The organism is Nitrosomonas sp., assembly GCF_043753625.1.
Classification (GTDB): Bacteria; Pseudomonadota; Gammaproteobacteria; order Burkholderiales; family Nitrosomonadaceae; genus Nitrosomonas.
On sequence record NZ_JAYUWI010000040.1, the window covers coordinates 1 to 6,375 of the forward strand.

Here is a 6,375-nt window from a genome sequence, read left to right on the forward strand (position 1 = left end):
TCTGAAACACTGGTCTATCTGGCTCGATCTTTGGATCATCCTCAAAACCGCATGGATCGTCCTGCGCAAAGATAATGCCTATTAAAACCCTTAAATTAGATATGACATCCGCTTATGCGCCCCAGCCAGCGGCTGATATCAACTATTTCCTGTTCACATACGCTATGCGCCATTGGGTATTCATGCCACTCAAGTGGATAATTGGCAGTAAGTAACTTTTCTCTTGAAGCAACCGCATGTGCTAATGGTATTACCACATCATAAATTCCATGCGCCATAAATATTTGTGTTGATGCATTAGCAGCACTGGTTTCCGTCGTAAGCGTTTCCGGAAGTGGTAAATAGCATGACAAAGCAATAATCCCGGCAAGAGGATTGGTCTGCCGTAGACCGGCCTGCAACGCCATTGCGCCGCCTTGTGAAAATCCGGCCAACAAGATATGTTTTGATGGGATACCACGCTGGATCTCCCTTTCAATCAGAACATCAATGGCTTTCTGTGAATCACGAATACCGGATTCATCCTGGCGATTATTAAAATCAGCATGGTAAATGTCATACCAGGCACGCATGATATACCCATTATTCATACTGACTGCCCGCTCAGGCGCATGCGGAAAAACAAACCGAATCGATGTCTCAGGCAATAATAGCTCCAATTCATTGGCTATCGGCACAAAATCATTCCCATCGGCACCCAAGCCATGTAACCACACAATGGTATGAGTAGGACAAGGTCTCGTTTCAATCTCAACGGTAGGCAAACAATTTACTGTTTCAGTAATCATTTAGAAGTAATACCCTGCATTGTATTGACATAAAGAATTGATAGGATAAAATTTGTGTAACTCAAAGAAACCATAAAGGAAACCATGAAGCGCAGGGATTTTATTAAAATAATTGGATCAAGTGTACTGACTTTCCCTGTTTCATCCTTAATGGCCACGCAACAACCGGTGCAATCATCGGATTTTAGTAATTGGACCAGTTATCGCCTAACTTTTCAAGTTGATCTTCCGGATAAAGGCAATTCCGCCCGCTTATGGCTTCCGCTACCTGATACCAATGATCCTAGTTTTCAATTCACACAAGGCAGCAACTGGGGCGGCAATGCGACAAAAGCTTCATTTTCTACTATCGGCACAAGCGCCTTTCCCATTTTTAAAGCAGAATGGCAAGGAAAACAAAAGAGCAATCAGCGGCATGTCACGGTTAGTTGTATTGTAAAAACTGCCAGCCATTCCTTTGATCTTGCTCTTTACCCTGCAAGCAAGAATTCTGCGCTGCCCAGTAGCATCAAGAATTACCTTAACCCAACTCACCTGAAGCCAACGAATGGCATTGTACGTGAAACCGCACACTCCATCATAAAGGGAAAAAATGCCGCAACGACCTTGGAACAGGCAAGAGCTATCTATGATTGGGTCATAGACAATGCACAATATGATCAAGGAACTCGTGGACGCGGGCAAGGCGATGTTAAGTCCATGCTTGAGAAAAATGATCTGGCCGGAAAATGCGTTGATCTAAACTCATTGTTTGTTGCGCTTGCAAAAGCAGCCAATATTCCTGCACGAAACCAATATGGCATTCGCATCAACGAATCGAAATTACACTCTTGTATCGGGCAATACGGTGACATTAGCCAATCCCAACACTGCCGGGCTGAATTCTTTCTAGCCGGTCGCGGCTGGATACCGGTTAATCCGGCTGATGTTCAACAAGTATCAAAATTAGAAAATCTGCCTCTGAATGATTCGAAAATCATTCAGTTAAGGGAAAAATTTTTTGGTAGTTGGGAGATGAACTGGTTGACATTCAATCATGCTGACGACTTGTCACTAAATCCTGCGAATAGTACCGGAAAATTACCTTTCTTTATGTTCCCCCACGCAGAAATTGATGGAAAAACACTGGACAGCCTGGATCCTGGGAATTTCTCATACAAAATAACCTCAGCCGAGCTCATCGGAACCGGTGTCAAGCTTTAGGGAAGCGGTAAATTATTCAGCGCTTCCCTAGATACTATTTGCCAGCACATGAAAATCCAGCGATGTGTGTTTCTCTCCGGCGATGTGCATTAAATGTAATCTGGGATTAGTAGCGTTTGCCAATGGCTTACCGATCAGCCATACTTTGCTAATCGGCAAGAATAATCAGTTGATCTTCCACTTGCCTAAGTAGATTTGCAAATAACTGTTACAACACAACGGACAGAAAACCATTAGAAACTTCCAGCTCGTTTTTGCCAAAAAAATGAGCAACTGAGCCTGCAGAAATTTAATTTCACTATCAGGAGGTCTCAAAATGAAATTATATTATTTAACATTGCCCTTATTACTATTCGGTATTGCAGTCGACGCAACAGAGATTAATACCCATTCAACGACAATAGGCGCATCAGTAGATTCTGCAGGACACCGCCTGAATGACCCAATTCCAGTACCTATTCAGAAGGGATCGATTAGATTAAGACTGAAACAAATTGCAACCGGCCTTACTGCACCCAATTGGGCGATTCCTATTCCAGGTGCGACAGACCATTTATATGTCAGTGATCAGGATCGGAAAATATGGCGTATCGATTTAACTACAAATAACAAAGAAATTTTTTTCGCTTTCTCTGCTTCCAATCAGGTACCGTTGGGAGCATTTGGCAGCGAATCCTATGATGAGCGGGGTTTTCTAGGTTTTGCTTTCCATCCCCAGTACGTCGAAAATGGTTTGTTTTACATCTATGATTCAAGAATAGGAATTGATGCCATAGATTTTTCCACCATGCCCCCTGGTGCTATAGCCGATCATCACTCCGTCATCGAAGAATTCCGCGTTGTTTCTCCCAGCCTGAATAGCCCTCCCGAGTCAATTAAGCATGAAAGAATACTACTAACGGTAGATCAACCCCAATTCAATCACAATGGTGGAGCATTGAATTTTGGTCCGGACAACATGTTATATATCGCCTTCGGGGATGGTGGCGGTGCCGATGACCGTGATGGTCAGGATTTTATCGGCAATCCCATCATCGGCCATGGCGCCGATGGCAATGGGCAAAACCCCGGCAATCCCCTCGGCAGCTTGTTAAGAATTGATCCATTAGGAAATAATTCAAGCAATGGAAAGTATGGGATACCGAATGATAATCCATTTATCGGTTTAAGTTCGGCTCTGCCTGAAACGTATGCCTACGGTTTCCGCAACCCGTTCCGCTTCTCATTCGACTCCAAAACTGGCGCGCTGATACTTGCCGATGTGGGTCAAAACAGTATTGAGGAAGTGAACGTAGTTCAGCCCGGCGGTAATTATGGTTGGGGATTGAAAGAAGGCAGTTTTCGCTTTGAACCCAATGGTAACGATTCAGGGTTTGTCACCGACGGCACGGTTGCAGGGAATTTTGTCGATCCGATCGTACAGTACGATCACGATGAGGGTATCGCTATCATTGGGGGTTTTGTTTATCGCGGCAATGCCATCCCTGCTTTACAAGGAAAATATGTGTTTGGGGATACAGCGAAGACTGGCAGTGGTGATGGCCGGCTCTTTTATTCTGATGGTAACGATATTCTGGAACTGGATCTGACCGAACTCGATCAACCTGGATTTTGGGTACTTGGTTTCGGGCAAGATGGCGATGGCGAACTCTATGTCCTCCGCAACACTACTGGCATTCCTTTTGGAACCACTGGTGCAGTATATAAATTGATCCCCAATGCCAGTTTTGATTCCGCCATGCTTGAGATACCTACCATAGATGTCAGGCTTACTGATGGCAATAGCAGTGCTTATCGCGCCCGCTTGCAATACGTCCTTGATAGCGATCCACTGCGGTTTGAATTGGTTCAAGTTGAAAAGTTAGCTGATCGTTTCCGTGGAGATGGCGCTATCTTTGATCAGCCTTCTGGCAAACTCAATCTCCCGTTTATCAATATCTCTGATGTTGGCGGTAAAATATCCACTTATGCTGCCGAGCTTCAGCAGGTACCCGATTCACCAATCCTAACCTTTGAACTAAAACTGGCAACGCTTGTGAAATAAAAACGTGTAAATCCAAATATCATTACATTCACGCTGATTTGTTTCACGCTCATCAATCTACTACCTGGTTCTTATTACAAGCGGCGGGTAGTCGGTTGATCTTAATAAAAACCAAGACTCCAAGAAAACCGTCAATTCCTTGACACGCCAGTCACATATCCTGTAAGTTCACATCCTCATTTTTGGTGCCTTCAAATTTATTCCTTGAAGGTTAAACGGGAAGCTGGTGCGTTCTGATTAAATTCAGGCAATGCCAGCACTGCCCCCGCAACGGTAATTGAGTTAACAATCTGCATTACGCCACTGTGTAACAACACGGGAAGGCGCAGATCTGGAATTTATTCCGCTCATGAGTCCGGAGACCGGCCCGAAGTGAACGTTACTACGGTATCGCGGAGGGCGATCGGTGGCAATATGATCAGCTTTTATTTTCCAGGCTGGTCCGTTTGTCCATTTCAAATCCCCCTCTGCATTCCTTATTTATTGAATTTATCAACGCGCGGGTGTGCGCGAAGGAATCAGATCATGCAAAAATACCGTTTACCGGCAATGACTGTGCTATGGCTTGGCACAGCAACAAGTGTATTTGCAGCCACTGCAGATCATCAAGAAAAACCCGTTATTGTCACAGCCACGCGCACGGCACAAACTGTCGAGTCTTCGTTGGCTTCAGTAACGGTCATTACGCGCGCGGATATTGAACGTCAGCAGGCGCGATCAATTCAGGATCTGTTACGCGGCGTACCCGGGGTGAGTATTTCAAATAGCGGAGGTGCTGGCAAGAACACATCCGTTTTCATGCGAGGCACCGAATCTGATCATATTCTGGTGATGATCGACAACATCAAGGTCGGTTCAGCAACATCCGGCACGACTGCGTTTGAAAACATTCCCATTGAACAGATTGATCGTATTGAGGTTGTGCGTGGCCCACGCTCCAGTTTATATGGCTCTGAAGCCATCGGCGGTGTTATTCATATTTTTACGCGCAAAGGTGATAGTGGCGGACTCAAACCGAATTTTGGTTTTGGCGGCGGCACCTATGGCACACTGGAGGGCTCGGTGGGCTTATCGCAAAGAGGTACGCAAGGCTGGTTAAATATGAATGCCAGCGGAATTGGCACAAAAGGATTCAATGCTTGTACCGGTTCCGATACGGCGGGTTGTTTCACTCATGAGCCTGACCGGGACGGTTATCGCAATGTCGCGGGCAGCATGCGCGGGGGTTATCGGTTTCAAAATGGGCTAGAAATTGATGCCAGTTTTATGCATTCTGCGGGAAAGACCGAGTTTGATGGCAGTTTTGTCAATAAGGCTGTCTTGGCACAGCAAGTTCTTGGCGGAACAGCACGTTACTCCCCAGTAGATTTCTGGCGCATGAATCTGATTGCAGGCCGCAGCCGGGACGATTCAGATAATTTCCTGGGCACTGCTTTCCAAAGCCGGTTTAATACCATACGCGATACAGTTACCTTGCTGAATGATTTTACTGTGGGTAAAAATCAATTGTTAACAGTCGGTACAGATTATCAAAATGATCATGTTAAAAGCACGGAAGCATTCACTGTCAACTCACGTACAAATTGGGGTGCATTTGCTCAGCATCAGGCAACTGTCGCTAAACATGATATTTTATTATCCCTTCGCCATGATGATAATCAGCAATTTGGCAGCCGAGTGACCGGCGGCGCTGGCTGGGGTTATCCGCTCACTGAGAATATTCGCCTACTTGCCAATTTCGGTAGCGCTTTTAAAGCCCCCACATTTAATGAATTGTACTTTCCCGGCTTTAGTAACCCGAATTTACGTCCGGAAGACTCGCGCAGCTATGAATTCGGCACTCGCGGCAAAGCAGATTGGGGAAATTGGTCGTTGAACGTTTATGAAACCCACATTCTTCATTTGATCGCTTTTGACGCCAGCACCTTCGCGCCCACCAATATTGACCAGGCACGCATACGCGGATTTGAGGGCGTAATCAGCACACAAATAAAAGGCTGGCAATTCAATACGAACCTGACACTGCTTGACCCGGTGAATCGTTCCTCTGAGTTAAATCGAGGTAATATACTGCCACGACGTGCTGAACAGTCATTCCGACTGGATGCCGATCGTCAGTTTGGACAATATTATAAATTGGGTGCCATGCTTCTGGCCGAAGGCGAGCGTTATGATGATCTGGCCAATACCCGTAAGCTCGACAGTTACGTCAAATTTGATCTACGTGCTGAATATATCTTGAACAAACATTGGCGCCTGCAAGGACGTATTGAAAATTTATTTAATGAACGCTATGAAACAGCTGCATTCTTCAATCAACCAGGGCGAAATTTCTTTGCC

General features: G+C 45.4%; 4 protein-coding genes and 1 riboswitch. Of the genes, 3 read left to right on the forward strand and 1 reads right to left on the reverse strand.

The window, feature by feature from the left end; translation table 11 throughout:
• Positions 1–95: 95 nt before the first annotated feature.
• Positions 96–788: an alpha/beta hydrolase gene (locus ACH10T_RS03900; protein WP_394808019.1), complete on the reverse strand. Its 693-nt coding sequence runs from the start codon at positions 786–788 to the stop codon at positions 96–98.
• 84 nt (positions 789–872) lie between these two features.
• Here ACH10T_RS03900 and ACH10T_RS03905 point away from each other — a divergent pair, with 84 nt between their 5' ends.
• The 3 genes from ACH10T_RS03905 to btuB form a co-directional block, all read left to right on the forward strand.
• A complete protein-coding gene (locus ACH10T_RS03905; protein ID WP_394808020.1) occupies positions 873–1,991 on the forward strand; it encodes a transglutaminase family protein in 1,119 nt (372 codons plus the stop codon).
• 316 nt (positions 1,992–2,307) lie between these two features.
• A complete protein-coding gene (locus ACH10T_RS03910; protein ID WP_394808021.1) occupies positions 2,308–4,035 on the forward strand; it encodes a PQQ-dependent sugar dehydrogenase in 1,728 nt (575 codons plus the stop codon).
• A gap of 166 nt (positions 4,036–4,201) precedes the next feature.
• A riboswitch (cobalamin riboswitch) is annotated at positions 4,202–4,421 on the forward strand.
• 139 nt (positions 4,422–4,560) lie between these two features.
• Positions 4,561–6,375, forward strand: a 1,815-nt coding sequence (gene btuB / locus ACH10T_RS03915) for a TonB-dependent vitamin B12 receptor (RefSeq protein ID WP_394808022.1), incomplete at its 3' end; no start/stop codon positions are given.